This is a genomic window from Kitasatospora sp. NPDC001660 (assembly GCF_053596725.1).
The window spans coordinates 19,931-44,888 of the sequence record NZ_JBSFGU010000046.1 but is presented as its reverse complement, the minus strand read 5'-3'; the positions used below and the strand labels follow the sequence as shown (position 1 = coordinate 44,888).

General features: G+C 75.6%; 14 protein-coding genes. 6 read left to right on the top strand and 8 right to left on the bottom strand.

Annotated elements, in window-relative coordinates:
• Window positions 1-11: 11 nt before the first annotated feature.
• From ACWCXH_RS32440 to ACWCXH_RS32410, 7 genes are all read right to left on the bottom strand, one after another.
• Window positions 12-5,087, bottom strand: coding sequence for a type I polyketide synthase (locus ACWCXH_RS32440; RefSeq protein WP_449805075.1), 5,076 nt, complete (start codon window positions 5,085-5,087; stop codon window positions 12-14).
• A gap of 43 nt (window positions 5,088-5,130) precedes the next feature.
• Entirely contained in the window at window positions 5,131-7,257 is a 2,127-nt protein-coding gene (gene pabB / locus ACWCXH_RS32435) for an aminodeoxychorismate synthase component I (RefSeq protein ID WP_449805074.1), read from the bottom strand.
• A 28-nt stretch (window positions 7,258-7,285) separates the two neighbouring features.
• Window positions 7,286-8,044 (bottom strand): thioesterase II family protein, encoded by a 759-nt coding sequence (locus ACWCXH_RS32430; RefSeq protein WP_449805073.1) that lies wholly within the window; start codon window positions 8,042-8,044, stop codon window positions 7,286-7,288.
• 28 nt (window positions 8,045-8,072) lie between these two features.
• Window positions 8,073-8,267, bottom strand: a complete 195-nt coding sequence (locus ACWCXH_RS32425; RefSeq protein WP_449805072.1) for a ferredoxin — start codon at window positions 8,265-8,267, stop codon at window positions 8,073-8,075.
• A 76-nt stretch (window positions 8,268-8,343) separates the two neighbouring features.
• Complete coding sequence (locus tag ACWCXH_RS32420; RefSeq protein WP_449805071.1) at window positions 8,344-9,552, bottom strand: cytochrome P450; 1,209 nt, start codon at window positions 9,550-9,552, stop codon at window positions 8,344-8,346.
• A 28-nt stretch (window positions 9,553-9,580) separates the two neighbouring features.
• Window positions 9,581-10,639, bottom strand: a complete 1,059-nt coding sequence (locus ACWCXH_RS32415) for a DegT/DnrJ/EryC1/StrS family aminotransferase (RefSeq protein ID WP_449805070.1) — start codon at window positions 10,637-10,639, stop codon at window positions 9,581-9,583.
• Between the two features lie 74 nt (window positions 10,640-10,713).
• Complete coding sequence (locus ACWCXH_RS32410) at window positions 10,714-12,099, bottom strand: glycosyltransferase (RefSeq protein ID WP_449805069.1); 1,386 nt, start codon at window positions 12,097-12,099, stop codon at window positions 10,714-10,716.
• A 507-nt stretch (window positions 12,100-12,606) separates the two neighbouring features.
• On the opposite strand from ACWCXH_RS32410, the gene ACWCXH_RS32405 reads away from it, so the two are divergent.
• The 6 genes from ACWCXH_RS32405 to ACWCXH_RS32380 all read left to right on the top strand — a co-directional run bounded on the left by ACWCXH_RS32405 (window position 12,607) and on the right by ACWCXH_RS32380 (window position 24,554).
• The gene (locus ACWCXH_RS32405) at window positions 12,607-15,423 is read left to right on the top strand and encodes an AAA family ATPase (protein ID WP_449805068.1); all 2,817 of its coding nucleotides are present in this window, start codon (window positions 12,607-12,609) and stop codon (window positions 15,421-15,423) included.
• A 326-nt stretch (window positions 15,424-15,749) separates the two neighbouring features.
• Window positions 15,750-18,779, top strand: a complete 3,030-nt coding sequence (locus ACWCXH_RS32400) for an AAA family ATPase (RefSeq protein ID WP_449805067.1) — start codon at window positions 15,750-15,752, stop codon at window positions 18,777-18,779.
• Between the two features lie 3 nt (window positions 18,780-18,782).
• A complete protein-coding gene (locus tag ACWCXH_RS32395) occupies window positions 18,783-21,659 on the top strand; it encodes a helix-turn-helix transcriptional regulator (RefSeq protein ID WP_449805066.1) in 2,877 nt (958 codons plus the stop codon).
• A gap of 356 nt (window positions 21,660-22,015) precedes the next feature.
• Window positions 22,016-22,711 carry a LuxR C-terminal-related transcriptional regulator gene (locus ACWCXH_RS32390; RefSeq protein ID WP_449805065.1) on the top strand — a complete coding sequence of 232 codons (696 nt, stop codon included), beginning with the start codon at window positions 22,016-22,018 and terminating at the stop codon, window positions 22,709-22,711.
• A 242-nt stretch (window positions 22,712-22,953) separates the two neighbouring features.
• On the top strand, window positions 22,954-23,838 hold the full coding sequence (locus ACWCXH_RS32385) for an NmrA family NAD(P)-binding protein (RefSeq protein WP_449805064.1): 885 nt from the start codon (window positions 22,954-22,956) through the stop codon (window positions 23,836-23,838).
• Window positions 23,839-23,951: 113 nt separating this feature from the next.
• Window positions 23,952-24,554 (top strand): anthrone oxygenase family protein, encoded by a 603-nt coding sequence (locus ACWCXH_RS32380; protein ID WP_449805063.1) that lies wholly within the window; start codon window positions 23,952-23,954, stop codon window positions 24,552-24,554.
• Window positions 24,555-24,657: 103 nt separating this feature from the next.
• Here ACWCXH_RS32380 and ACWCXH_RS32375 read toward each other — a convergent pair whose 3' ends face one another.
• A complete protein-coding gene (locus tag ACWCXH_RS32375) occupies window positions 24,658-24,885 on the bottom strand; it encodes a hypothetical protein (protein ID WP_449805062.1) in 228 nt (75 codons plus the stop codon).
• Window positions 24,886-24,958 lie beyond the last annotated feature (73 nt).

Here is a 24,958-nt window from a genome sequence, read left to right as displayed (position 1 = left end):
GGCGGCCGGGGTCAGTCGACGGCGTCCATCAGGCGGAACAGCTCCTCGTCGGTGGCCGTGTCGAGGTCGGGCCCGGGGCCCGGGCGGGCCGGGCCGGCGGGTGCGGCGCAGCGCCGGGCGAGGTCGCGCAGCCGGGTGGCGGTGGCCGGGTCGAGGGCGGTGCCGGTGGCGAGCAGTGCGGCGAGCCGGTCGACCAGGTCGGCGGCGGTGGGCTCCGGCCCGGTCGCCCGGTCGAGGTGGGTGCCGAGGGCGCGGACGACGGCGGCCGGGGACGGGTGGTCGAAGACGAGGGTCGCGGGGAGGGCAGTGCCGGTGGCGGCGGCGATGCGTTCGCGCAGTTCGATCGCGTTGACGGAGTTGACGCCGAGGTCGGAGAACGCGTGGGCGGCGTCGAGGTCGTCGGCGCCGCGCCCGAGTACGGCGGCGGTCTCGGCGAGGACGAGCCCGAGGAGGAGGGCGTCGCGCTCCTCGGGGCTGGCCGCGGCGAACCGCTCGGCGCTGCGGGCCGACGGTCCGTCGAGGACCGGCACGACCACGGGCGTCGAAGCGGCCGGCGCGAGCCAGTACATCTGTCGTTGGAACGGGTACGTCGGGAGCGGCACGGGCCGGGCGCCGGGCAGGACGGCGTCCCAGTCCACCGGTACGCCGTGCAGGTGGAGGCGCCCGGCGGCGGCGAGCAGCGCCGGCGTCTCGTCCGCCTGGTCCGCCGAGCCGGTCGCGATGACGGCGGGCGGCGGTCCGGCCTCCCCGGCGGCCAGGCACTCGCCGAGCATGGGTGCGAGCGCGGCGGCGGGCCCGAGTTCGAGGTAGGCGTCGACGCGCTCCCCGCGCAGCCGCTCGACGGCGTCCCGGAACCGGACCGGTTCCCGGGCCTGGCGCACCCAGTGGCCGGGGTCGCGGGCCTCGCCGGCGGTCAGCGGGCGGCCGGTGACGCCGGAGACCAGCGGTACGGCGGGCGCGGCGTACGACAGGCCTTCGAGGACGCCGCGGAACTCCTCCAGCATCGGCTCCAGCAGCGGCGAGTGGAACGCGTGCGACACGCGCAGCCGCGTCGTCGGCCGGTCCGCGAAGTGCGCCTCGATCGCCGCGACCGCGTCCTCGGTGCCCGAAACGACGACGGACGAAGGCCCGTTCACCGCCGCGAGCGAGACGAACTCGCCCAGCAAAGGCCGGACTTCGTCCTCCGCTGCCCGGACGGCGAGCATCGCGCCCCCGGCCGGGAGGGACTGCATGAGCCGTCCCCGGGCGGTGACCAGCGTGCACGCGTCCGTCAGCGACAGCACCCCGGCCACGTGCGCGGCGGCGATCTCGCCGACCGAGTGCCCGGCCAGCAGGTCGGGCCGCACGCCCCAGGACTCCAACAGGCGGTGGAGGGCCACCTCGTGGGCGAACAACGCAGGCTGCGCGAACTCCGTCCGGTCGAGGAGCGGTTCGGGATCGTCGTCCCACAGGATGGAGCGCAGCGGCCGTTCCAGCAGCGGGTCCAGAACGGAACACACCTCATCCAAGGCCGCCGCGAACTCAGGGAACGCGGTGGCGAGTTCGCGCCCCATCCCGGGCCGCTGGCTGCCCTGCCCGGCGAACACGAAGGCGAGCCGCCCGCCGCTGTCGCGCAGGCCCGCCGCCGGAACGACCGGCGAGGGCTCCCCGGTGGCGAACTGCCGTAGCGCGTCGATGAGTTCGGCCCGCTCGGCGCCGACCAGCAGCGCCCGGTGGCCGTGGACGGCCCGGGTGGTGGCCAGCGCGTGGGCGAGATCGGGCAGGGCGTAGGAAGACCGGGTGGCGACGTGCTCGGCCAGCCGCCCGGCCTGGGCCCGCAGAGCGGGCTCGCTGCGGGCGGAGAGCACCAGCGGCACCAGCCCGCTCTCGGAGCTGTCGACGGAAGCCGACGGGGGCGCCTCCTCCAGCACGACGTGCGCGTTGGTGCCGCTGATCCCGAACGACGACACGCCGGCCCGCCGCGCCCGCCCGTCCTCCCGGGGCCACGGCTGTGCCTCGGTCAGCAGCCGGACCGCGCCGGAGGACCAGTCCACCCGGGTGGTCGGCTCGGTGACGTGCAGGGTCCTCGGCAGGAGGCCGTGCCGCAGCGCCTGCACCGTCTTGATCACCCCGGCCACCCCGGCCGCCGCCTGGGCGTGCCCGAGGTTCGACTTGACGGACCCCAGCCACAGTGGCCGGTCCGCCGGACGCGCGCCGCCGTGGACGGCGAGCAGCGCCTGCGCCTCGATCGGGTCGCCGAGCGAGGTCCCGGTGCCGTGCGCCTCGACGGCGTCGACGTCGCCGGGGGCGAGCCCCGCGTCGGCGAGCGCGCGCCGGATCACCCGCTGCTGCGCGGGGCCGTTGGGCGCGGTGATGCCGTTCGAGGCGCCGTCCTGGTTGACCGCCGAGCCGCGCACGAGGGCGAGCACCGGGTGCCCGTTGCGCCGCGCGTCGCTCAGCCGCTCCAGGACGAGCAGGCCCGCGCCCTCCGCCCAGGCGGCGCCGTCGGCGTCGTCCGAGAAGGCCTTGCAGCGGCCGTCGGGGGCGAGGCCGCGCAGCCGGGAGAACTCGACGAACGACCCCGGGGTGGCCATCACCGCGACGCCGCCGGCCAGGGCGAGCGAGGACTCGCCGGAGCGCAGCGAGCGGCAGGCGAGGTGGAGGGCGACGAGCGACGAGGAGCACGCGGTGTCGACGGTGAGCGCCGGGCCCTCCAGGCCGAAGCAGTACGAGATCCGCCCGGCCAGCGCGCTGCCGGCCGTGCCGATTCCGAGCAGTCCCTCCAGCTCGGCCGGGGCGGTGGTGCCGTAGTCGTGGTACATCGCGCCGGTGAAGACGCCGGTGCGGCTGCCGCGCAGCCGGGTCGGGTCGATGCCGGCGTGCTCCAGCGCCTCCCAGGCCGTCTCCAGCAGCAGCCGCTGCTGCGGGTCGGCGGCCAGAGCCTCGCGCGGGGAGAAGCCGAAGAAGGCGGCGTCGAACCGTGCGGCGCCGTGGAGGAACCCGCCCCGGCGGACGTAGGTGGTGCCGGGGTGCTCGGGGTCGTCGTGGAACAGGCCGTCGAGGTCCCAGCCGCGGTCGGCGGGGAACGCGGAGTCGGTGTGGGTGCCGTCGGCGACGAGCGCCCACAGGTCGTCGGGGGAGGAGACGCCGCCGGGCAGCCGGCAGGCCATGCCGACGATCGCGACCGGCTCGTCGGAGGCCTCGTACGGGCCCTCGTCCGGCCGGTCCTCGGCGGCGCCCGACAGCAGCGACGCGACGGCGGCCGGGGTGGGGTGGTCGAAGCCGAGGCTCACCGGCAGCGGCCGGCCGGTGGCCTCCGCCACCAGGTTGCGCAGCCGGATGGTGCGCACCGAGTCCAGTCCGTACGCGCGGAACGCGGTGTCGGCGCCGATCGGCTCGTCGTCCGGGCCACGGCCCATGACCTCGGCCGCGCACGAGCGCACGAGGTCCAGCACGTCGCCGTAGTCGAGCAGAGCGGAGCCCTGACAAGCGACGGCGGACTCCTGCGCCACCAGCTCCTCCAGGGACCGCCGGTGCAGCTTCCCGGCCGGGGTGCGGGGGAGGGCGTCGACGGTCACCAGCTCCAGCGGCATCTTGTAGTCGGCGGCCTCGCGCTCCCGCAGGAAGTCGGTCACGGCCCGCAGGCCGATCGCCGGGTCCGCCGCGCGGGTGAGCACCAGGCACGGGATCTCGCCGAGGCGCTCGTCCGCCCGCCCGACCACCGCGAGCGGGCCGATGCCCGGCATCGCCGCCAGCAGCTCCTGGACCTCGGTCGCGTCGAACTTCCGCCCGCCCACGTTGATCAGCTCCGCCGAGCGCCCGTGGAAGCGCAGCAGCCCGTCCTCCCCGCGGCTCGCCCGGTCGCCCGTGCGCAGCCAGCCGTCCGGTGTGATCGCCGCGCGGGTCAGCTCGGGCTCCCGGTAGTAGCCGCGGAACATGCTCGGGCTGCGGTACTGGAGGTCGCCCGGCTCGCCCGGGGGCAGCTCGCGCCCGTCCTCGCCGACGATCCGCACGCGCGCCCCGCTGGTCGGCCGGCCGACGCTGCGCACGGCGGCGCCGACCGGGTCGGAGACGGAGGTCCGGGTGCCGGTGCCCAGTTCGGACATGCCCCAGACGACCACGAGCTCGCCGCCCAGCGCCCTCCGGACGTCCGCCGCCAGTGCGGCGGGGATCGCCGCACCGGCGGTGCGCACCTCGTGCGGCCGGAAGCCGGCCGGCTGCCCGCTGCGGGCCAACGTGGCGACGACGTCGTGCAGTTGCGCCGGGACGGCGAAGACGGCGCTCGGCGCGGCCGCCCGGGCGAGGGCGAGGAAGCGCTCCGGGTCCCAGCCGCGCAGCAGCACCTGCCGGCAGGCCCGGAACAGCGCGGTGTGCAGCGACTGCAGCCCGAAGAGGTGGGTGAGCGGGCAGGCCGTCAGGATCGCGTCGGCGAAGGCCGGGCCGCCCTCCTCGGCGACGGACGCCGTGTTGGAGAGCAGCCCGTCGTGGCTGTGCAGGCAGATCTTGGGCCGGGCCGAGGTGGTGCCGGAGGACGGGATGAGGACCAGCGGGTCCTCGGGCCGCACCTCGACGGGGTGCGGTGCGCGGCCCGCCCACTCGGCCACCAGCCGGTCCAGCGCGTGGACGCGAGGCGCGGCCGGCAGCCCGTCCGAATCCCCGGAGACCAGCACCGCGCGCAGCGACGGCACGGCCGCCAGGAGCTCGGGCGCGGTGGCCGCCGCCTCGGACGGGAGGAGCACCGCCACCGGGTCCACCCGGGCCAGCAGCGCCCGCACGTCGGCGGCGCCGTGCCCGGCGTGGACCGGCAGCAGGACGGCGCCGACGGTGGCGACGGCGATGTGCGCGGTCTGGTACTCCGGGCAGTTGGGCAGCTGGACGGCGACGACGTCGCCCGGCGCGACGCCCAGCTCCTGGAGCGCCCGGGCCAGCGCGGCCGCCTCGTCCGCCCACTGGCGCCAGGTCAGCTCCCGCTCGCCGTCGACCAGGGCGACGGCCTGCGGCGCCCGGCGCACCGCCGCCGCGAACACCCCGGGCAGGGTGTGGCCGCCCAGCGCACCGGGGGAGCCGGAGGCCGGATCGATCGCGTAGTCATCGCTGTGGACGGACACCTTCACTCCCGAGGGGGTTGCTGGGCGGCTGCGGCGGCCGGCCTCAGCCGGAGACGGCGGGGAAAGCCCTGGACGTGCGGCGTCGGCGGGTGGCCGGCGGGTTCTGCGGGGGGAGCGCGGTGTCGAGCAGGGCGAGCAGCGGGCGGGCCTTGACCACCGTCTCGTCGAACTCGCCCTCGGCGTCGGACAGCGCGATGATCGCCCCGCCGACCCCGTAGCGCAGCCGCCCGCCGCTGAGCACGGCGGTGCGGATCACGATGCTCAGGTCGGCGGCGCCGCTGAGCGAGAAGTAGCCGATCGCGCCCGAGTAGATGCCGCGCGGCCCGTTCTCCAGCCGGTCGATGATCTGCATCGTGCGCAGCTTGGGCGTGCCCGTCATCGAGCCGCCGGGGAACGCCGACCGCACGCCGTCGACCGCGCTGCACTCGGGGCGCAGCCGCGCCCGCACGGTGCTGACGAGCTGGTGCACGGTGGCGTACGTCTCGACGTTGAACAGCGGGTCGGCGACGACGGACCCGGTCCGGGCGCAGCGCCCGAGGTCGTGCCGGACGAGGTCGACGACCATGAGGTTCTCGGCGCGGTCCTTCTCGCTGGTGGCGAGGTCGGCGACGAGCAGGGCGTCCTCCTCGCGGGTGGCGCCGCGCGGCCGGGTGCCCTTGATGGGCTTGGACTCCATGAGGCCGTCCGGGCCGATCCGCAGGAAGCGCTCGGGGGAGGAGCTGAGCACGGCGAGGTCGCCGAAGGCGAGGAAGGCGGCGAACGGGGCCGGGCTGATCCGGCGCAGGGCGCGGTAGGCCTGCCAGGGGTCGAGGTCGGTCGGGGCGTCGATCATGTTGGTGAGGCAGACCTCGTAGGTCTCGCCGGCCGCTATCTCGTCCTGGCAGGCGTCGATGAGCTTGAGGTAGGCCTTTCGGGGGTGGCGCAGCCGCAGCCGGGCGTCCTCGCCGGGCGGGGTGTGGGAGGGCGGGTCGGTGTGCGGGGCGGGCCCGGTGAGCAGGGCGGCGGTGTCGTCCAGCCAGGCCAGGGCGGAGGCGTCCCGGCCGTCCTCGGCGAGGGCGAGGAGGTGGGCGGCGCCGGTGTGGTGGTCGACGACGACGGCGCGGTCGGCGAAGACCATGACGGCGTCCGGGTCGGGCGAGCGGTGGGCGCGGTCGCCCCCGCACTCGGCCTTGAGCTCGTAGCCGAGGCAGCCGACCCAGCCGAGCGCGAAGTCGAACGGCAGCTCGGGCACGTCGACGTCCAGCGAGCGGAGGTCGTCGTCGAGCCAGCCGAGGAACTCGCGCTCCAGCACCTGCGTGGTGTCGCCGGTGGTCACCGTCACGGTGCCGCGCTGCACGTCGGCGGTGGCGACGCGGGCGAGCGGCCCGGCGGCGTTGCCCATCGCGGAGACGTGCCCGAGCCGGCCGCCCGGCAGGCTGCTGTCGAGCCAGAACGGGTGGCTGCCACCGCGGAAGACGCGGTCGAAGACGGTCTCGGCGTCCCACCCGGTCTCGACCTGCCGGGTCAGCACCGCGAGTTGACGCGTGGCGGCCCGCGGCGCCGCCTCGGGGGCGGTGCCGGGGCGTGGCGGGGTGGTGCGGCGCCGGCGCCCGTGCTGTTCGGTGAGGTCCCGGAAGTTGGACAGCAGCCGCTTGCCCGCCTCGGTGCCGATCGACTCGGGGTGGAACTGCACGCCCCACATGGGGAGTTCGCGGTGGCGCAGGGCCATCACCACACCGTCGTCGGTGGCCCACGCGATCGGTTCGAGGGCGGGGGCCAGGGACGTGACCGCCAGCGAGTGGTAGCGGACGACCTCCAGCGGGTTCGGCAGGTGGTGGAAGAGCCCGGTGCCGGTGTGCCGCACGGCCGAGGTGCGCCCGTGCCGGGGGGCGGGCGCGCGGCCCACGGTGGCGCCGTGGGCGAGGGCGAGGCCCTGGTGGCCCAGGCACACGCCGAGGACGGGCAGCCGGCCCTCGCGGGCTATTCCGGCGCAGTGGCCGAAGTCGGCGGGGTTGTGCGGGGTGCCGGGGCCGGGGGAGAGCACGACGTTGTCGAACGCGTCGAGCAGCTCGGGCCGGAAGGACGGGTCGTCGTTGCTGATGACCTCCGGCTCGCGGCCGTTGGCCTCGGCGAGGTAGTGGAAGAGGTTGTAGGTGAAGGAGTCGTAGTTGTCGACCAGGAGTGTGCGCATCAGGGGTCCTTGTCCGGGCCTGCGGTCGTCAGCGGAGCGCGGCGAGTTCGGTGGAGATGTCCCGGAGCACCGCCGCCTGCTGGTCGGCGAGGAAGAAGTGGCCGCCGGGCAGGACCTGGAGCCGGAAGTCGCCGGCGGTGTGGGCCTGCCAGGCGCGGGCCTCGGCGATGGTGGTGCGCGGGTCGGCGTCGCCGGTGAGCGCGGTGATCGGGCAGCCGAGGACGCGCTCGGGCCCGCAGGTGTAGCGTTCGATGGCGCGGTAGTCGGCGCGGATCGCGGGCATCGCCATGCGCAGGATCTCCTCGTCGCCGAGGAGTTGGGCGTTGGTGCCGTTGAGCAGCTTGAGCTCGGCGATGACGCCGTCGTCGTCCCGCCGGTGCACGGTCTCGGCGCGGGTGGTGGAGGGCGCGCGGCGGCCGGAGGCGATGACCGCCCCGGGCGCGTGGGTGCCCTTCTGCTCCAGCCGCCACGCGGTCTCGAACGCGAGGACGGCGCCCATGCTGTGGCCGAAGTAGACGGTGGGGCGGTCGTCCAGTGTGAGCAGTTCCTCGGTGATCCGGTCGGCGAGGGTCGCGATGTCCTCGATGCAGGGCTCCAGGCGGCGGTCCTGCCGGCCGGGGTACTGCAGGGCGATCACCTCGGCCTCGGCGGCGAGGGCCGTGGAGACGGGGTGGAAGAAGCTCGCGGACCCGCCGGCGTGCGGGAAGCACACCAGGCGTACGGCGCGGCCCTCGCCGGGGTGGAAGCGGCGCAGCCACAGCGTGCTCGACGTGCCGGGACTGGTCATGAAGTCGGTCCTCTCTCGGGGGCGGGAATCAGTCCCGGTGGACGGTGATGGCACCGGACGGGCAGAGCGTGGCGGCGGTGTCGACCGCGTCGCGGTCCTCGACGGCCACGTCGGGGTCGTGGAGTTCGACCACGCCGTCGGCGTCCTGGTCGAAGACGGCGGGCGCGTTGAGCACGCACTGGCCCGCGCCGACGCAGCGGTCGGTGTCGACGGTGATGCGCATGAACGGTTCTCCTGTGGGGCGTGCGGGGCGGTGTCGTGGGCGGGCACTGCCGGTGGACCGGTGGCCCGCGGACCGGCTACCAGCGGACCGGCAGCGCGTGCAGGCCGCACAGCACGCCGTCGTACTTGAGCGGCAGCTCCTCGGCGGGCACCGCGAGGCGCAGGCCCGGGATGCGCTCGAAGAGCCTGCGGTAGGCGATCTCCATCTCGATCCGGACCAGGTTCTGGCCCAGGCACTGGTGCACGCCGTAGCCGAAGGCCACGTGGTGGCGCTCGGTGCGGGCCGGGTCGAACGCGTACGGGCAGGAGAAGGCCTGCTCGTCGTGGTTGGCGGCGGCCACCAGCGGCACGATGCCCTCGCCCGCGCGCACCAGCTGCCCGGAGATCTCGACGTCCTCCACCGCGACCCGCAGCGAGACCAGGTCGGCCACCGAGTGGAAACGCAGCGTCTCCTCCACCACCCGGTCGTCGCCGATCCACTCGGGGTGCTGGAGCAGGGTCACCACGCCGAGCGCGATGTTGTTGGCCGTCGTCTCGTGCCCGGCGATGAGCAGCAGCATCAGCACCCCGGACATCTCGTGGGGCTCGATCGCGCCGGTCGCCAGCAGCCGGCTGATCAGGTCGTCGCCGGGCCACTTCTGCTTGATCGCCACCAACCGGTTGATGTAGCGCAGCAGTTCGCGCGAGGCGGTGTCGCGCTGCTGGTCGGTGGAGGCCTGGATCGCGACCAGCGTGCGGGTGCGGGACTCGAAGAAGTCCCGGTCCACCGGCGGCACACCGAGCAGCGAGGAGATGACGAGGGACGGGACGGGCAGCGCGAAGTCGGCCACCAGGTCGGCCTCGTCGCCCGCCGCGAGCATCGCGTCGATGCACCGGTCGACGGTCTGCTCGACCGCGGGCCGCAGCTCCCGCACCCGCCGGACGGTGAACTCCGGGATGAGCGCCTTGCGGAAGCGGTCGTGCTCGGGCGAGTCGAGGCCGACGAACCAGCCGGGGATCTGCTCCTGGCGCGGCACGCCCATGGTCTCACTGACGTTCGGGAAGCCCGGGTGGTCCGGGTTGGAGCTGATCTTCCGGTTGGTGAGGACGGAGCGCACGTCCTCGTGCCGGGTCACCAGCCAGACCTTGCGGCCGTTCGGCAGGTAGGACAGCACCAGGCCCCGCTGCTCCCGGTAGTCCTGGTAGCGCGGCGGCGGGAAGGACTCGCCGGGCACGCGCAGCGGGAAGTCGACCACCCGCGGTTCGGCGCTCGTCTGGTTCTCGGGCGGCACGGTGTCGGGCGTCATGGTGAAGGGTCTCCTCCGGCGGGCCGGTTCAGGACGCGCCGTAGAACGCGCGGACCGCGTCGAGGACGCGGTCCTGGTCGGCGGGGGTCAGGTCGGTGTAGGTGGGCAGGTAGAGGCCGTCGGCGGCGAAGCGGGCCGCGTTGAGGCCGGGCCAGGCCGGGTCGAGGTAGCCGGGCTGACGGCTCATCGGCTGGAAGAACAGCCGGGTCTCGATCCCCTCGGCGGCGAGGAACTCGCGCAGCTCGGCGCGGCGTTCGGCCCGCACGTCGTACATCCACAGCACGTCCCGGGGCGGCATGAGGGTGATCCCGGGGACGTCCTTGAGGCCCTGGTCGTAGCGCTGCTCGATCTCCCGCCGGGTGGCGAGGATGGTGTCGAGGCGCTCGGTCTGGGCGAGGGCGACGGCGGCCTGCATGGCCGTCATGCGGAAGTTGTAGGCGAGCTTCTTGTGAACGAAGCTGTGGTCGGTGGTGAAGGCCATGGCGCGCAGGTGCTCCAGCTGGGCGGCCAGGCGGGGGTCGTCGGTGAGGCAGATGCCGCCCTCGCCGGCCGTGATGATCTTGTTGGCGAACAGCGAGAAGCACGCGATGTCGCCGGTCGGGCGGATGCCGTGCGCCTCGGCGGAGTCCTCGACGACGCGCAGGTTGTACTGGTGTGCGATGTCCGTGATGGCGGCCATGTCGCAGCGCCGGCCGTAGACGTGCACCGGCATGATCACCTTCGTCCGCGGGGTGATCTTCTCCTCGATCCGCGCGACGTCGATGTTCAGGTCGTCCGCGCAGTCGACGAACACCGGGGTCGCACCGGTGTACGTGACCGCCCAGGCGGTGGCGATCATGGTGAACTCGGGCACGATCACCTCGTCACCGGGGCCCACGCCGAGGGCGCGCAGCGCCAGCGTGAGCGCCGCCGTCCCGGAGGAGCAGGCCACGCCGTGGGCGGAGCCGTTGTAGTCGGCGAAGGCCCGCTCGAAGCGCCGCACGTACGGGCCCTGGGAGGAGATCCAGCCGTCGCCGATCGTGCTCGTGACGTACTCCAGCTCGCGCCCGTCCAGACTGGGCCGGGACACGGGGATGGTGAAGGGCATGAGGGGTCCTCGCTCGGTGGTCGGTCGGGGTGCGCTGGTGGGCGGTGCGCCGGGCCGGCGCGGCCCGGGGAGGGTCAGGCGATGGCTGGCAGGCCGAGCAGGAGGTCGGCCGCGGCGGTGCGGCCGCCGGCGGCGCGCTGCAGGGCGCCGATGCGCTCGGCGCGCTCGCGGAAGGAACTGTCGCCGAGCACGCGGGTGAGCTTGTCGACGACGTCGGCCGGGTCGATGTCCTGCGGCCGGTCCAGGGTCAGGCTGATCCCGAAGTCCCGTCCGCGTACGGCCTGGTCGTAGCAGTCCACCCACAGCGGGCGGACCACCAGCGGCTTGCCGAAGTACACGCCCTCGTGGAAGCCGTTGCCGCCGCCGTGGGTGAAGAACACCCCGACCTTGGGGTGGGCCAGCACGTCCAGCTGGGAGGGCAGCCAGCTCTCGATCCGCAGGTTGTCCGGCAGTTGGTCCTTCGCCGGCAGGAGGTGCTGCTGCTCGGCGGGCAGCCGCCACAGCACCTGGTGGCGCCCGTCCAGTCGCCGGGCCACCTCGACGAGGGCGGCCACCTGGGGCCGGGTCAGCCGGGTGATCGTGCCGAAGCCCATGTAGACCACCGAGGACTGCGCGTCCAGCCAGTCCATGACGCCGGTGTCGTCCGCGGCCCGCGAGGACTCCGGCAGCGGCGGCACCATCGCCCCGACGAGCTTGACCTTCGCGGGGATGTCGAACGGGTAGTCGAGCTCCCGCACGGAATTGCACAGCACCATTTCGGCCCGGTCGATCCGGGTCATCGGGCTGGGCTTGGGCAGGCCGAGTTCCTTGCGCAGCCGGGCGTCCTCGGAAAGCACCTTCCCCATGGCCGGGTTGAAGAAGAGCGCGAGCGTGCGCAGCTTGAACAGCCGGTTGGCCAGACGCTGGCCGAGACGCATCGGGTACGGCAGACCGGAATGCGGCACGGGGAAATCCTTGGGCGTGTACGAGCTGCCGAATGGGCTGTGCGAGGTGAGCACATTGCTCGGCAGGAAGGGCACGCTGAGCACGAACGGTATGCCCCGGGTCAGGGCGAGGTCGACGGCGAAGGAGCTGACGCAGTCGATGACCATCAGGGCCGGATTGCACTTGTCCACCACCGCCGCGAGCCGGCGGTATTTCTCGGCCTGCAGATCGGGCCGGTACGACTGGTGGATGACCGCCCGGTGCGCCCGGAAGCGGTCCGGCTGGGTCACCTCGCGGTAGACCTCGTCGGTCCAGCTGACCGCGGACAGCTCGGAGAAGACCTCGCCGAGCGAGGCGAACTCCACCGCCGACTCGTCGGCCAGGGCCAGCACGTCGGCGCGCCGGGGTTCGTCGGTGGCGAACCAGAGGTCCGGCACGCCGCGGCGGGCCAGCTCGCCGGCCAGCACCAGCAGGGGGTTGAGCAGCCCGCTCTCCGGAAGGCTGACGAACAGGATCGGACGCTGCGGGACGCTCATGCGCCCACCTCGCTCGCTCATGCGCCCACCTCGCTGCGCTCGGCGGTCGCTTCGCGCAACGCGCACCTCTTCATTGATCGCTCGCTGCGCTCGCTCATCGGACTCCCTCGGGGCGGGGTGGCTGGGGGTGTACCCCACCTTGGTCTCACGCCCGGCGCCGGGAATTCCTTAGTCCTGCGCCCGCCCGGCCGCGGTCCCGGCCCGCTCGTCCGGGTGTGCGAGGGTTTGGAACGCGGCCGGGCGGTAAAGAGAATCCAACGGGAGGTTCAACATTCCTTGGGTGTTCCGGTCGCGGCCCGCGGCGGGGCGGGTGGCCACCGGCCGGGACGGCGGACGGTCCCGGAGCGGCTGGAACCCGTTCGGGTACCCGCTCTGTTCTTGACGCGTCCCATACATTCTTGATCGGATGCACTCGGGTACTGTGGCGCCTGTCCACCGCAATTGCCGTGCGGTCCAGGCGTGGTGTCGGAATAGCGGAATCATCCGCGCTTGGGGGGTGAAGGTTTCGTGCTGCCCATAGGGGGAATTCCCGGCCCGGGGGCGATTTTCGGTCGCGCAGGTGAACTGGCATCGCTTTTTGGACACGCCGGGGCCGGCCGCCGCGGGAACGCCGGATGCGTCGTCCTGACCGGCCCGGCCGGAATCGGGAAAACACGTCTGCTCACGGAGCTCCGGGCCGAATCCGCGCGACACGGCGCCCTGGTCCTGCACGGCCAACGGCCGGACGGCACGGGCTACTCGGGCCTGCGCGCCCTCTTCGCCCCGCATGCCGCGGCACTGGCCGCGCTCCTGCCCGGGCCGCAGGACGCACGCTCCTTCAACCCCGTGGACGCCTTCCCGGCCTTCCACGCCCTCTACCGCGCCGCGGTCCGCCTGATGACGGACCGTCCGCTCGTCCTCGCCCTCGACGACGCCGAGGCCTGCGACGAACACACTCTGCGCTGGCTGGACTTCCTGCTCCGGCGCTCGGCCGGACTCCCGCTGCTCGTCGCTCTCGCCCGCCGCGACGGCACCCGCCCGGCCGCCCCCGCCGCCTGGCTGGACCTCACCGCGGACCCGTCCGTCAGCCCGCTGCGGCTCGCCCCGCTGGACCGCACCGCCGTCGCCGGACTCGTCCGGCACTGGTCGCCCGCCCCGGCCGAACCCGCCTTCGTCGACCGCCTCGTCGAGGTGTGCGGCGGCAACCCGCGCACCACGCTCCAGGTCCTCGACGAACTGCGCGCGCAGGGCCACGGACCGGACGGCGACGGCGCCGACCGGGTCGCCGAACTCGGCGGCCGCATGCTCGCCTGCGTGGTGCGCGTCCTGCTCGACGCCGCACCCGCGACCGTCCGGGCCGCCGCTGCCGCCATTGCGGTGCTCGGCACCGCCCGCACCGACCTCGTCGCCGCCCTCGCCGGCGTGCCCGGCCCCCGCGCCGACGAGACCGCCGCACTGCTGCGGGAGTGCGGCGCGCTGAGCGCCGACGGCGACGTCCACCCGGCCGTGCGCACCACCCTCCTCATCCCCGGCGACGGCCGCCGGGTCGCTGAACTGCACGCCAGGGCGGCCCTGTTACTGAGCGACGCGGGCCGCCCGGCCGAACAGGTCGCCCGGCACCTGATGGAGGTCCCCGGCATCCCGCAGCCGTGGATGGCCGCCGTCCTGTGCGACGCCGCCACCGCCGCCGAGCAGCGCGGCGCCTTCGCCCTCGCCGCCGGCTACCTCCACCGCGCCCTCGACACCACCCCCGAGGACGACCGCCTGCGCCTGCGCCTGGCCGTCGCCCTCGCCCAGACCGACCCGCTCGCCGCCGTCCCGATGTTCCGCTCCGCCCTCGCCCTCGCCGCCGACCCCGCCGACCGGGCCCGGATCGCCGTCGAGTGCGCCATGGCCTGCCTGGCCGTGCCGCTCGCACCGGCCCACCGTGCCGAACTCGCCGAGGCCCTCGAACGCGCCCTGGACGGACCGGACGGCGACTGGGGCCCCCGCCTGCGCTGGCAGGTCCGCACCGCCCTGCTCGTCACCGGCCGCGCCCGGGCATCGGCCGTCGCCACCGTCCCCGTGCCCCGCGCCACCGCGTTCACCGTGGCCCGCGACGACGTCGCGGGCGTCCAGGAACAGGCGCTCGCCGCCCTGCGCTCCGCCCTCGCCGGGCACTCGCGCGAACTGGCCGTCGCGGCCGCCCGCCGAGCCGTCGGCGCCGCCGGCCCCTCCTGCCCCGGCTGGCCGCTGATCACCGCCGCGGCCGCCCTCGCCCTCGCCGACGAGACGGACGCCGCGACCGCCGCCCTCGACCGCGCCGTGCGCGGCGCGGGCCCGTGGTCCCGCACCCTCGCCCGCACCGGCCGTGCCCTCGTCCTGCACCGCGTCGGCGCCATCGCCGAAGCCGAGGCGACCGTCCGCGCCGCGATCGACGACTTCGGCGCCGCCGGCTCCGACGCCTGCCTGACGGCCCCCCGGGCGGTCCTCGCCGCCGTCCTCGTCGACCGGGGCGAAGCCCACCGGGCAGAGACGCTGCTCGCCGACGGCGACCGCGCCGAAGCGGTCGGCACCGGGCTGGAGGAACAGCTCCACCTGCTCGCCCGCGGCCGCGCCCGCTGGGCCCACGGCGACGCCGACGCCGCCCTCCACCTGCTGCGCACCTGCGGCCGCGTCCAGCACGACGCGGGCGTCACCAATCCCGTCTTCGCCCCCTGGTGGGCCGACTCCTGTCTCGTCCTCGCCGCCGTCCGCCGCCCCACCGAGGGCCGCGCCCTCGCCGAACACGGCGCCGAACTCGCCGCCCGCTGGGGCACCGCCCGCGCCCTCGGCCTCGCCGCCCTCGCCGACGGCGCGCTCACCCCCGGCCGGGCCGGCCTCGACCGCCTCGCCGAGGCCGTCCACCTGCTCGCCGCCTCACCCGCCCGGGCCGAACACGCCCGCGCCGAATACGGCCTCGGCCGCGCCCTCCTCCTCGCCGGCGACCCGGCCGGTGCCCGCGAACACCTGCGCGCCGCCACCGCCCTGGCCGGCGGCTGCGGCGCCCTCGCCCTCGCCAGGGCCGCGCGCCGCCTGCTGATCACGGCCGGCGGCCGGATGCCCGAGGTCGCCACCTCCGCCGCCGGCCTGCTCACCGGCGCCGAACTCAGGGTCGCCGGCCTCGCCGTCGACGGCGCGAGCAACCGGCAGATCGCGCGCACGCTCTTCGTCACCGTGCGCACCGTCGAGTCCCACCTGACCAGCGTCTACCGCAAACTCGGCGTCACCCGCCGGGACGGACTCGCACTCGCCCTGGACGGCACCCGCCACGGCGCCCTCCCGGCCGCCGAAGAACCGCCCCCGGCGGGCGGGCCGACCACCTGACGACCACCACCACCACACCGCGCCGCTTCGGCGCACCTCACACGGCAAGGGAGCCCGAGACCCGGGTGAGCTGGATGAACGACGTTCCTGTGAGCCCGTGGGGCGAAGCCCCCCACCCCACGGCGACCCCGTCAAACGGCCGACAGACCGCGCCCGGGGCACCGGCCGGGCCCGGGCTGCCGCCCGCCTCGGCCCCGTCCGAGGCCGAGCCGTCGGCCCACCGCGCCCCGGGCACCACGGACCGCCCGGGGGAGAGGCCCGCCGCCGGCACGCCCCCGGCGGACGGCGACACGACGCACGGCCCGGGACCGGCGCCCGATGCCGCCGTGGACTCCCGACCTGACGCCGCGTCGACACGACCTGGGGCCGGGCTCCCGGTGCCCGGCGGGCAGCCCGCACCCGACCTCCCCGTCGCCGCGACCCCGCCGCGCGCGCGGCAGCGCGAGCGTGCCGCCCTCGCCGCTGTTCTCGACCGCGCCGTCGCCACCGGCGCCCGTCCGGTCGTCGTGGCCGCCACCGGCGCGCCCGGCTACGGGCAGAACGCGCTGGTCCGGTGGGGCGCGACCCGCGCGGAGCGGGCCGGGCTGCGGGTCCTGCGGGCCCGGGCAGCCCACGCCGAGTCCGGGCTGGCCCTCGGGGCCGTCGCCCAGTGGCTCGCCTCCCTCGACGGGCCGCTCGACCGTTCCCTTGACGGGCCCGTCGACGGTCCGGACACCACCCCCCTGTCAGGCCTCGCCGATCTGCTGCGCGCCGCCCGGACCAGGCCGACCGTCCTCGCGCTGGAGGACGCCCAGTGGCTCGACGCGCGCTCCCTGCACTGGCTGGGCGCGCTGTCCCGTCGCTGGGCCGGCGTTCCGATCGTGCTGCTGTGCGGCGGCAGCCGCCTCGGCGTGCCCGCGCCCGACTGGTACGACGTGTTGGCCGGGGCGGCCGGCGTGGCCGCCGTCCACCGTCTCGCCCTCGGGCCGCTGGACGAGACCGACGTCGCGGCCGCCGTGGTGCGGGCCTGCGGCGCGCCGGGGGAGGAGGGGTTCGTCACGGCGGCGGGCCGGATGTCCGGCGGGCACCCCAAGGTCCTGGACGACATCCTGCGGCGGTTCGCCGGGGACGGTCACCGCCCCTCCGCCGCCCGCGTGCCCGAACTCGCGGCCCTCGCTGCCACCGTGACCGGCGACCACCTGATGCGGGCTCTGCGCGGGCAGACCGACGAGGTGGTGGCGGTGGTGCGGGCGCTGGCCGTCTGCGGCGACCTGCTCGACTTCCCGCTGACCTGCCTCCTGGCCGGCCTCGACACCCTGAACGAGGCGCGGCTGCGCGCCGTCCTCGCCGATCTGCCCGGTGTCGTCGCCGGTCCCGGCGCCGAGCCGCTGCTCGTCCCGGCGCTGCGCTCCCGCGTCCTGGCCGCCGCGAGCGCCGCCGAGCGCACCGAACTGCACACCCGGGCGGCGGAACTGGCCCACCGGGCCGCCGCCGACGACCTCGCGGTGGCCGCCCTGCTGCTCGGGGCGGCCCCCGCCGGCCGCCCCTGGGCCGTCCGGGCCCTGCGAACCGCTGCCGAGGCCGCCGCCCAGCGGCAGAACCAGCGGCACGCCGCCGCCCTGCTCGGCCGCGCGCTCGCGGAGGGCGCGGCGCCCGCCGAGCATGCCCGGCTCGCGCTCGAACTCGCCGCCACCCGCCTGATCGGCGAACCCGAGGCCGGCGACCACGCCCTCGACGCGATCCTCCGCCGCCCCGACGCTGCCATCCCCGACCCCGACGTGCGCGTGCGCGCTGCCACCACCGAGGCCGATCTGCGCCGGGGCGTTGCTGCTTCCGATGTCGGCCCGCGTCCGTACGCCGCTCTCGCCGCCGACGCCGTTCCGCGTCCGTACGCCGCTCCCGCCGCCGACGCCGCCCCGCGCCCGCGCCCCGCCGCCCCCGGCACGGCTCTGCGCGTGCGCGCCGCCGACCTCGGCCTCACCGGCGGCGCCACCACCGTGGTGCGCCGGGCCGTCGCCGAGACCCTGCCCCGGCCGGAGGACCCGCACCACGACGAGTTGCTGGCCCTGTTCTGGTGCGCCGACCCGGCCGACGACGGCGAGTCCGCCCTGCCGCTGCCCGAACTGCCGCAGCTGCCGCCGTGTCCGACGTCGCCCGCGCAGGCGGCGGTCCGCGCCTGGCAGCTCGCCGTCGGCGGCCGCCGGCTCGAGCAGGCCGGAGCGCTCGCCCGGGCCGCCCTCACCGCGCCCGGGTCCCCGGCGGACGACGCCTGGGACGGCCCGCTCGTCCAGCCGTGGCTGGCCGCCTGCCGCACGCTCTGCCTCGCGGACGCCAACGACGAGGCACAGGCGGGCCTGGACCGCCTGCTGCGCCACCTGTCCGGCAACCACCTGCGGCTGGCCGCCCCGCACGTGCTCGCGCTGCGCGCCGAACTCAACCTGCGCCGCGGCCGCCTGGAGCCCGCCGACCGCGACGTCGCCGAGGGCGAACGGGCCCTGCGCCTGCTCGGCCGGCCCGACGCCGTCGCGCCCTACCTGCGTGCCGTCGGCATCCTCGTCGACCTGGAGAGCGGACGGCGCGAGCGCGCCCGCGAACGGGCGGTGGCCCCGCTGCCCGCGGGCGCCGAGGCGAGCGAGCACTGGGCCCATCTGCTGTTCGCCCGCGCCACCGTCGCCCTCGGCGCGGGCCGCCCGGCCGAGGCCGCCGAGCTCCTGCGGGAGAGCGGCCGCCGCCTGCTCAGCCGACACCGGCTCAACCCCGCCCTCCTGCCGTGGCGTTCGGTCGCGGCGCTGGCCTACCACGCCCTGGGCGACCCGGACGAGGCCGTCCGCCTGAGCGAGCAGGAACTGCGGCTCGCCCGCCGGTGGGGCGCCCCGATCGCGATCGGCTGGGCCGAGCTCAGCACCCAGCGGGTCACCGACCGGCCCGGACGGCTCGCCGGGATCCGCTCGGCCGCCGCGGACGCGCTGCGCGGCGGCCCGGCCGGGCCCGGCTACGTGCGGGCGCTCGCCGAACTCGCCGCCGTCGAACTCGCCGAGGGCGGCGACCGGCACACCGCCGAGCGCTCCCTCGCCGAGCTCTGCGTGCTGACCGCCCGTCACCCGGCGAGCCCGATGGCCGCCCGCGCCCGCGACCTGGCCGGCACCCTGGACCACCGCGTCGTCCACCCCGCGGATCCGCGGTGGGAGAGCCTCACGCCCACCGAGCGGCACACCGCCGAACTGGCCGGCCGGGGCCACAGCAACCGGGACATCGCCGCGATGCTGGCCGTCTCCAGCCGCGCCGTCGAACTCCGGCTCAAACGGGTCTACCTCAAGCTCGGCCTCCACGGCCGCCCCGAACTGCGGGCGCTGGTCCGTGCCATGGAAGGACACTGAACGATGCTCCACGACCGGGACACCGAAATCGCCGCGGTACGCCAGGCCCTGCGTGCCGCCGCCGAGGGCCGCTCGGCGCACCTGCTGCTCACCGGTCCCTTCGGCATCGGACGCTCGGCCTTACTGCGCGCCCTTCCCGGCCACGCCGGGCACGACGGCCGCACCGACCGCGTCCCCGTGCAGGTCCTGCGGGCCGACGCCGCCCCGATGGAACAGGACTTCGCGTTCGGTGTCGTCCGCCAGCTGTTCGACAGCCTCCTCACCGTCCTGCCCGCCGCCGCCCGGGAACGGTGGCTCGCGCGGGCCGGCGCGGCCCGCCCCGTCCTCGGCGACGCCACCCCCGACACCGCCGAGCCGACCGGCGCCGTCCTCGCGGACCTGCGCCGCCTGCTCGCCGAACTGAGCGCCGACACGCCGCTGTTGCTGCTGGTCGACGACCTCCAGTGGGCCGACGGCCCGTCCCTGCGCTGGCTCGCCCACCTCACCGCGCGCCTCGACGGCCTGCGCGTCGTCGTGGTCTGCACCCTGCGCGACGGCGACCAGGGCTCGTGGCACCCGCCGGTCCGCGAGGTCGCGGACACCGCCCGCGAACTGAGGCTCGCGGCGCTGTCGCCCACCGCCACCCGTGCACTGATCCGCGAGCGCTTCGACGCGGCGGGGCGGGCGGAGGCCGGCAGCACGGCTGCCGACGGCCCGGACCCCAGCAGATCGGAACCCACCGGCATCGACGCCGAGTTCGCCGACGCCTGCCACCGGGCCGCCGCCGGCAACCCGCTCTTCCTGGTCGCCCTGCTCGACGCCCTCGCCGCCTCCACCGCCCGCCCGACCGCCGCCCACGCCGAGACCGCCCGCACGCTGCGACCCGGACGCCTGCGCGACCGCATCGTCACGTGCCTGCGCACCCAGAGCACGCCCGTGCGCGACCTCGCCGCCGCGATCGCCACCCTCGGCGAGCCCGGCGACGCCGCGCTCGCCGGCCGCCTCGCCGGCCTGGACCCCGTCGGCTGCGCCGCCGCCCTGAGCGCCCTGCACCACCTCGGCCTCCTGCCCGGCCCGCACCGCGCCGCCTTCGTCCACCCCGTCGTCCGGGACGCCGTCGAGGCCTCGATGAGTGCCGGCGAGCGCCAGCGCCGCCACGAGGGAGCCGCCGCCGTCCTGTACGACGCCGGGCGCCCGGCCGAGGAGGTGGCGGCCCAGCTGATGGCCGTCGCGGCCTCCCGGCACCCGTGGTCGGGCGCCGTCCTGCGCGGCGCCGCTGACACCACGCTGCGCCGCGGCGAACCCGCCCTGGCCGCCCGCTTCCTGCGCCGAGCCCTGCTCGACGTCCCCGACGGCGACCCGGAACGTGCCCGCCTGCTCGTCGAACTCGCCGTCGCCGAGCGGCCGTTCGACCGGGTGGCGTGCGAGCGGCACATCGCCCAGGCGATCCCGCTGCTCGCCACAGCCCGCGAGCGCGCCGCCGCCGCGCTCCAGCTGCCGGCCAACTTCCTGCGCGCCGCGAGCCCGACCGCCGCCGCCCTGCTGCGCCGGGTCGCCCGCGAACTCGGCGACCCGGACACGCTCGACGGCGCCGGCCGCGAGGCCGCGCTGCGCGTGGAGGCAAGGCTGCGCCACGCGGACTGCCGCGACCCCGCGCGGCTCGCCGACTCCATCGGCCGGCTGGGCGTCATGGAACCGGCGGTGTGCTCGCGCGGCGAGCGCGAGCTGCTGGCCGTCCTGCTGCACGCGGCCACCCTCGGCGCGGGCCGCCCGGCCGCCGAACTGGCCGGGCTGGCCGAGCGGATCCTCGAACGGGAGCCGGCCACCGTCCGCAGCCCGCACTCCGTCGTGCCGCTGCTGGTGACCACGCTGGTCGGCGCCGACGCCCCGGGCGTGCTGGAGTCCTGGCTCTCGGCGGGCGAACGCGGCCGGCACCCGGCCGTCCCGGCCGAGGACGTGACGCCGGGCCACGCCGAACAGGCCTTCGTCCACCTCGCCCGGGGCCGGCTCGCCCTCGCGCGGGAGCAGGCCGAACGCGCCCGCCTGCGGGCCGAGGCCGGCGGGCCCGAGGGCGACGGCCTCGCCACGGCGGCCCTCGCCGCGGTGGCGCTGGCCGCCCGCGACCTGCCGCTCGGCACCCGGGTCCTGGCCGACGCGGACCTGCGCTGGCCGACCGGCGCGGCCCCCGCGGCGATGCTCGGCCTGCTCCGCGCCCGCCAGCAGGCGCACCGCGGCGACCCGGCCGCGGCCCTGGACACCGTCCTGGCCTGCGGCCGCGAGCTGGAGTCCGCCGGCTGGCGCAACCCGGTGCTCTTCCCGTGGCGCCCGTGGGCGGTCGGCCTGGCCCACCGGCTGGGCGACGCCTTCGCCGCCCGCGCGCTGATCACCGAGGAACTCGCCCGGGCCGAGGCGTGGGGCGCCCCGGTGGCGCTGGGCCGGGCCCTGCGGCTGCAGGCGGCGCTGGCGGGCGGCGGGCGGGCCGTCGACCTGCTGCGCGAGTCGGTCGAGGTGCTGCGCCGCTCGGCCGACGAGCTCGAACGCGCCCGCGCGCTGCGCGATCTCGGCCGCCGCCTCGGCGGCGGGGCCGAGGCGGCGGCGGTGCGCCGGGAGGCCGCCCGGCTCGCCGCCGCGTGCGGCGCCGGCTGGTCCGAGGAGCGGCCCGCAGCCGCGCCCGGCCGGGAGGCCGGGCTACCGGTGGACGTCGTGCTGACCCCGTCCGAGCGCCGGGTGGCCGACCTCGTCGGGAACGGTCTGACGAACCAGGAGATCGCGACCGAATTGCGGGTGAGCGCGCGTGCCGTCGAGAAACATCTTACGAATTCCTATCGCAAGCTCGGGATTTCCGGCCGACGGGAACTTGTGACGATACTGTGCGAGGCAGAACCCGTTGTTCGTGTTTGATCCGGGCGGCCGCGCCGGAAAGCCCGTGCGCGGCCTCGCCAGGCACTCGAACTCCTGACCGTCGAACTCCAACCGCACCCCACCGAACCCGCTCTGACCTGCAATGATGTGGACCGTACCGAACGACCTGCCGAACCCCCGGACCCCGCACCGAACCACCCGCCGAACGCCCACAGAATTGGACCGGACCAGCCCGGCCGCCGTTGACCGGCGGGATCGGCGGTCCCTAGAGTCGAAGCAGAGTTCACGAGTTCACCGTGAATCAGGCCGTTTCGAGCCAGCCCGTTTCGAAAAAATGGCCGGGATATCCCGTGGATATCCGAACCGCACACCCGCTCCGAAGGGATCCGACTGCCGTGGTCATCTCCTCTTCCGCCCTGGCCGATACCGGTTCGACCATCGTGTGCGATCGAGAGCCAGGTCACGACGCGGCGCCGCAAACCCGTCCGCTCGCCGACCAGGCCGGCCTGAACATGGCCCAGCTCGACCGCACCCTCACGATCCGGCAGGCCAACGAGGCGTTCTTCTGGCAGTTCGGGCGCTCCTCGTCCGACCTCTGCGGCCGGACGTTCAGCGAGCTCGTCCACCCGAGCGTCCAGCAGCCCCTGCTGCGCCAGTTCTCCGGCCTCATCGAGGGCCGCCGCGACCGCTTCGCCACCGACGTCATAGCCATCGGCCCGGACGAGGAGACCTTCACCGTCGCGCTCACCGCCGTCATGGTCCGCGGCGGCCTGCCCGACGAGTCCTCGATCATGGTGATGATGCCCAACCGCGACGGCGAGGCGGCCGAGTCCGAGGTCGTCGCCGGCCGCAAGAAGCTGCTCAGCGAGATCGACGCCCGGATCCTGGAGGGCATCGCCGCCGGCGTCTCCACCGTCCCGCTCGCCGCGCGGCTCTACCTGAGCCGCCAGGGCGTCGAGTACCACGTCACCTGTCTGCTGCGGAAGCTGCGGGTCCCGAACCGCGCGGCCCTGGTCTCGCGCGCCTACTCGATGGGCGCCCTCAAGGTCGGTGTCTGGCCGCCGAAGGTCGTGGAGAGCTTCGTGAAGTAGCCGCGCGGCGCAGTGACGCCGTGACGCCCGCGAACGGCGGGGCGCAGACCGGGAGTCAGTCGGTGGCGCCCCGCCGTTCGCTTGTGTGCGCGCCGCTCAAGGCCCGCTCGAAGAAGGGTCGAGGGCAGTGGTCGGGCGACTACGGAGTGTGCTCTGATCGAGTGCGGGCCCTAGACGCGTGGACATGCACCTGAGCCTGACGGCCATGGTTCTCCGTCCCGGAGTGGATTTGACTGGATGCCATGACAACGAACTCGCACAGTATTCAGACCCGGCACAGCATCCGGACCCGGCACAGCATCCAGACGGTCCGGGACGACCGGCCGGCGGTCCTGGTCATCGGCGGCACCGGCAAGACCGGCCGGCGCGTCGCGGAGCGGCTCACCGCCCGCGGCCGGACGGTCCGGATCGGGTCGCGCGGCGCCGAGGTGCCGTTCGACTGGAACGACGAAGCGACGTGGGAGCCCGCGCTGGAGGGCGTCGGCGCGGCGTACCTCACCTACTACCCGGACCTCGCCTTCCCCGGCGCGGTCGAGTCGGTGGGCGCCTTCGCGCGGCTCGCGGCGCAGCGGGGCGTGGCGAAGCTGGTGCTGCTGTCGGGCCGCGGCGAGGAGGCGGCCGAGGCGGGGGAGAAGGCCGTGATGGAGGCGGGCGCGCGCTGGACGGTGGTGCGCTGCGCGTGGTTCAACCAGAACTTCAGCGAGAGCTTCTTCCTCGACCCCGTGCGCGCCGGTGAGCTGGCGCTGCCCGTCGGCGACGCGGTCGAGCCCTTCGTGGACGCGGACGACATCGCGGACGTGGTGGTCGCGGCGCTCACCGAGGACGGGCACGACGGCGAGGTGTACGAGCTGACGGGCCCCCGGCTGCTGTCGTACGCGGACGTCGCGGCGGAGCTGTCGCGGGCGACCGGCCGGGAGGTGCGGTTCGTGCCGGTGTCGGTCGAGGAGTACCGGGAGGTCCTGGCGCAGGAGGGCCTGCCGGGGGACTTCGCCGAGCTGTTCTCGATGATCCTGGACGGCCGCAACGCCCACACCGCGGACGGGGTGCGGCGGGCGCTGGGCCGCGAGGCGAGGGACTTCGCCGACTTCGCCCGCGAGGCGGCGGCCTCCGGCGTCTGGCAGGTCTGAATGGGAGCCCGGAGCCGGCCGGCGGCCCGCCACCCCTCGAACTGCGTTCCGTAGCACAGCCCGTGAGAGTCCCCGCGCCCGCGGGGACCGGGTGAACCCGAAGGAATCCCCTGATGCGCTCCGACCAGACCGCACCGCCCACCACCCACGCCAGCGTTCCGTCCGCCTTCGGCGGCCACCAGCCGGGAGGCGCCGTGTCCACCCCGTCCACCGGCCAGGGCCGGGTCGCCGGGCCCGTGCTGGTGACCGCGACCATCGCGATGGGCCTGATGGCGGGCCTGTTCTTCGCCTTCGACGTCTCGGTGATGCCGGGGCTGGCCAAGGGTGACGACCGCACCTACGTGACCGCGATGCAGAACATCAACAAGGCGATCGAGAACGGGCTGTTCGGCCTGGTCTTCGTCGGGGCCTTCGTGGCGACGGGCGTCGCCGCCTACCTCCAGCACCGGGCCGGGCGCCGCGGCGCGGCGTTCTGGGCGGCGGCCGCGACCGTCCTGTACGTGGCCGCGCTGATGGTCACGATGGGTGTCAACATCCCGTTGAACAACCAGCTCGCGCAGGCCGGCGACCCGTCCACGATCACCGACTTCCACGCGGTGCGGGAGAAGTTCGAGGGCACCTGGGTGGCCACGAACATGCTCCGCACCCTGCTCTGCACGGCGGGCCTGGCGGCCCTCACCCGTGCGCTGTTCCTCCACGGCCGCGGCTCCCGCTGACGGACCGGCCGACCTACTGCGCCTACTCGTGCCCGCCCGGGCCGCACACCGGGCGGGCACCGTCGCGTTCACGCCCGCGGGTCCCTCGGCGGGCGGCCGCCGGTCAGCGGCGGCACGAGGCGGCCAGGACGAGCAGCAGGACCAGCATGCCGAGGACGGTCAGGCAGCCGGAGGCCCCCTCCGGGTTCTTGCGGTTGACCTCCACGGTGCCACCGGGCGGCACGTTCGGGTGTCGTCTCGTGTAGTGGTCGATCTGCAGCTCCTCGGCCCGGGACTCGCTGAGCCAGGGCGTGCGGTAGCCGCACTCGCCGCACCAGTAGCGGTACGCCATGTCGTTTCCTCCGGGTGTCGTCCAGTGTCGTCGGCGTCCTGCGCGGACCCTTCGAGCGTGCTGTCCGCGCAGA

Bases quoted from the DNA above. Each gene is read 5' to 3' on its own strand.
- ACWCXH_RS32375 (WP_449805062.1), bottom strand. From the start codon at position 24,885: ATGGCGTACCGCTACTGGTGCGGCGAGTGCGGCTACCGCACGCCCTGG.
- ACWCXH_RS32410 (WP_449805069.1), bottom strand. From the start codon at position 12,099: ATGAGCGTCCCGCAGCGTCCGATCCTGTTCGTCAGCCTTCCGGAGAGC.
- ACWCXH_RS32380 (WP_449805063.1), top strand. From the start codon at position 23,952: ATGCGCTCCGACCAGACCGCACCGCCCACCACCCACGCCAGCGTTCCG.
- ACWCXH_RS32385 (WP_449805064.1), top strand. From the start codon at position 22,954: ATGACAACGAACTCGCACAGTATTCAGACCCGGCACAGCATCCGGACC.
- ACWCXH_RS32420 (WP_449805071.1), bottom strand. From the start codon at position 9,552: ATGACGCCCGACACCGTGCCGCCCGAGAACCAGACGAGCGCCGAACCG.
- ACWCXH_RS32430 (WP_449805073.1), bottom strand. From the start codon at position 8,044: ATGACCAGTCCCGGCACGTCGAGCACGCTGTGGCTGCGCCGCTTCCAC.
- ACWCXH_RS32425 (WP_449805072.1), bottom strand. From the start codon at position 8,267: ATGCGCATCACCGTCGACACCGACCGCTGCGTCGGCGCGGGCCAGTGC.
- ACWCXH_RS32395 (WP_449805066.1), top strand. From the start codon at position 18,783: ATGCTCCACGACCGGGACACCGAAATCGCCGCGGTACGCCAGGCCCTG.
- ACWCXH_RS32415 (WP_449805070.1), bottom strand. From the start codon at position 10,639: ATGCCCTTCACCATCCCCGTGTCCCGGCCCAGTCTGGACGGGCGCGAG.
- pabB (WP_449805074.1), bottom strand. From the start codon at position 7,257: ATGCGCACACTCCTGGTCGACAACTACGACTCCTTCACCTACAACCTC.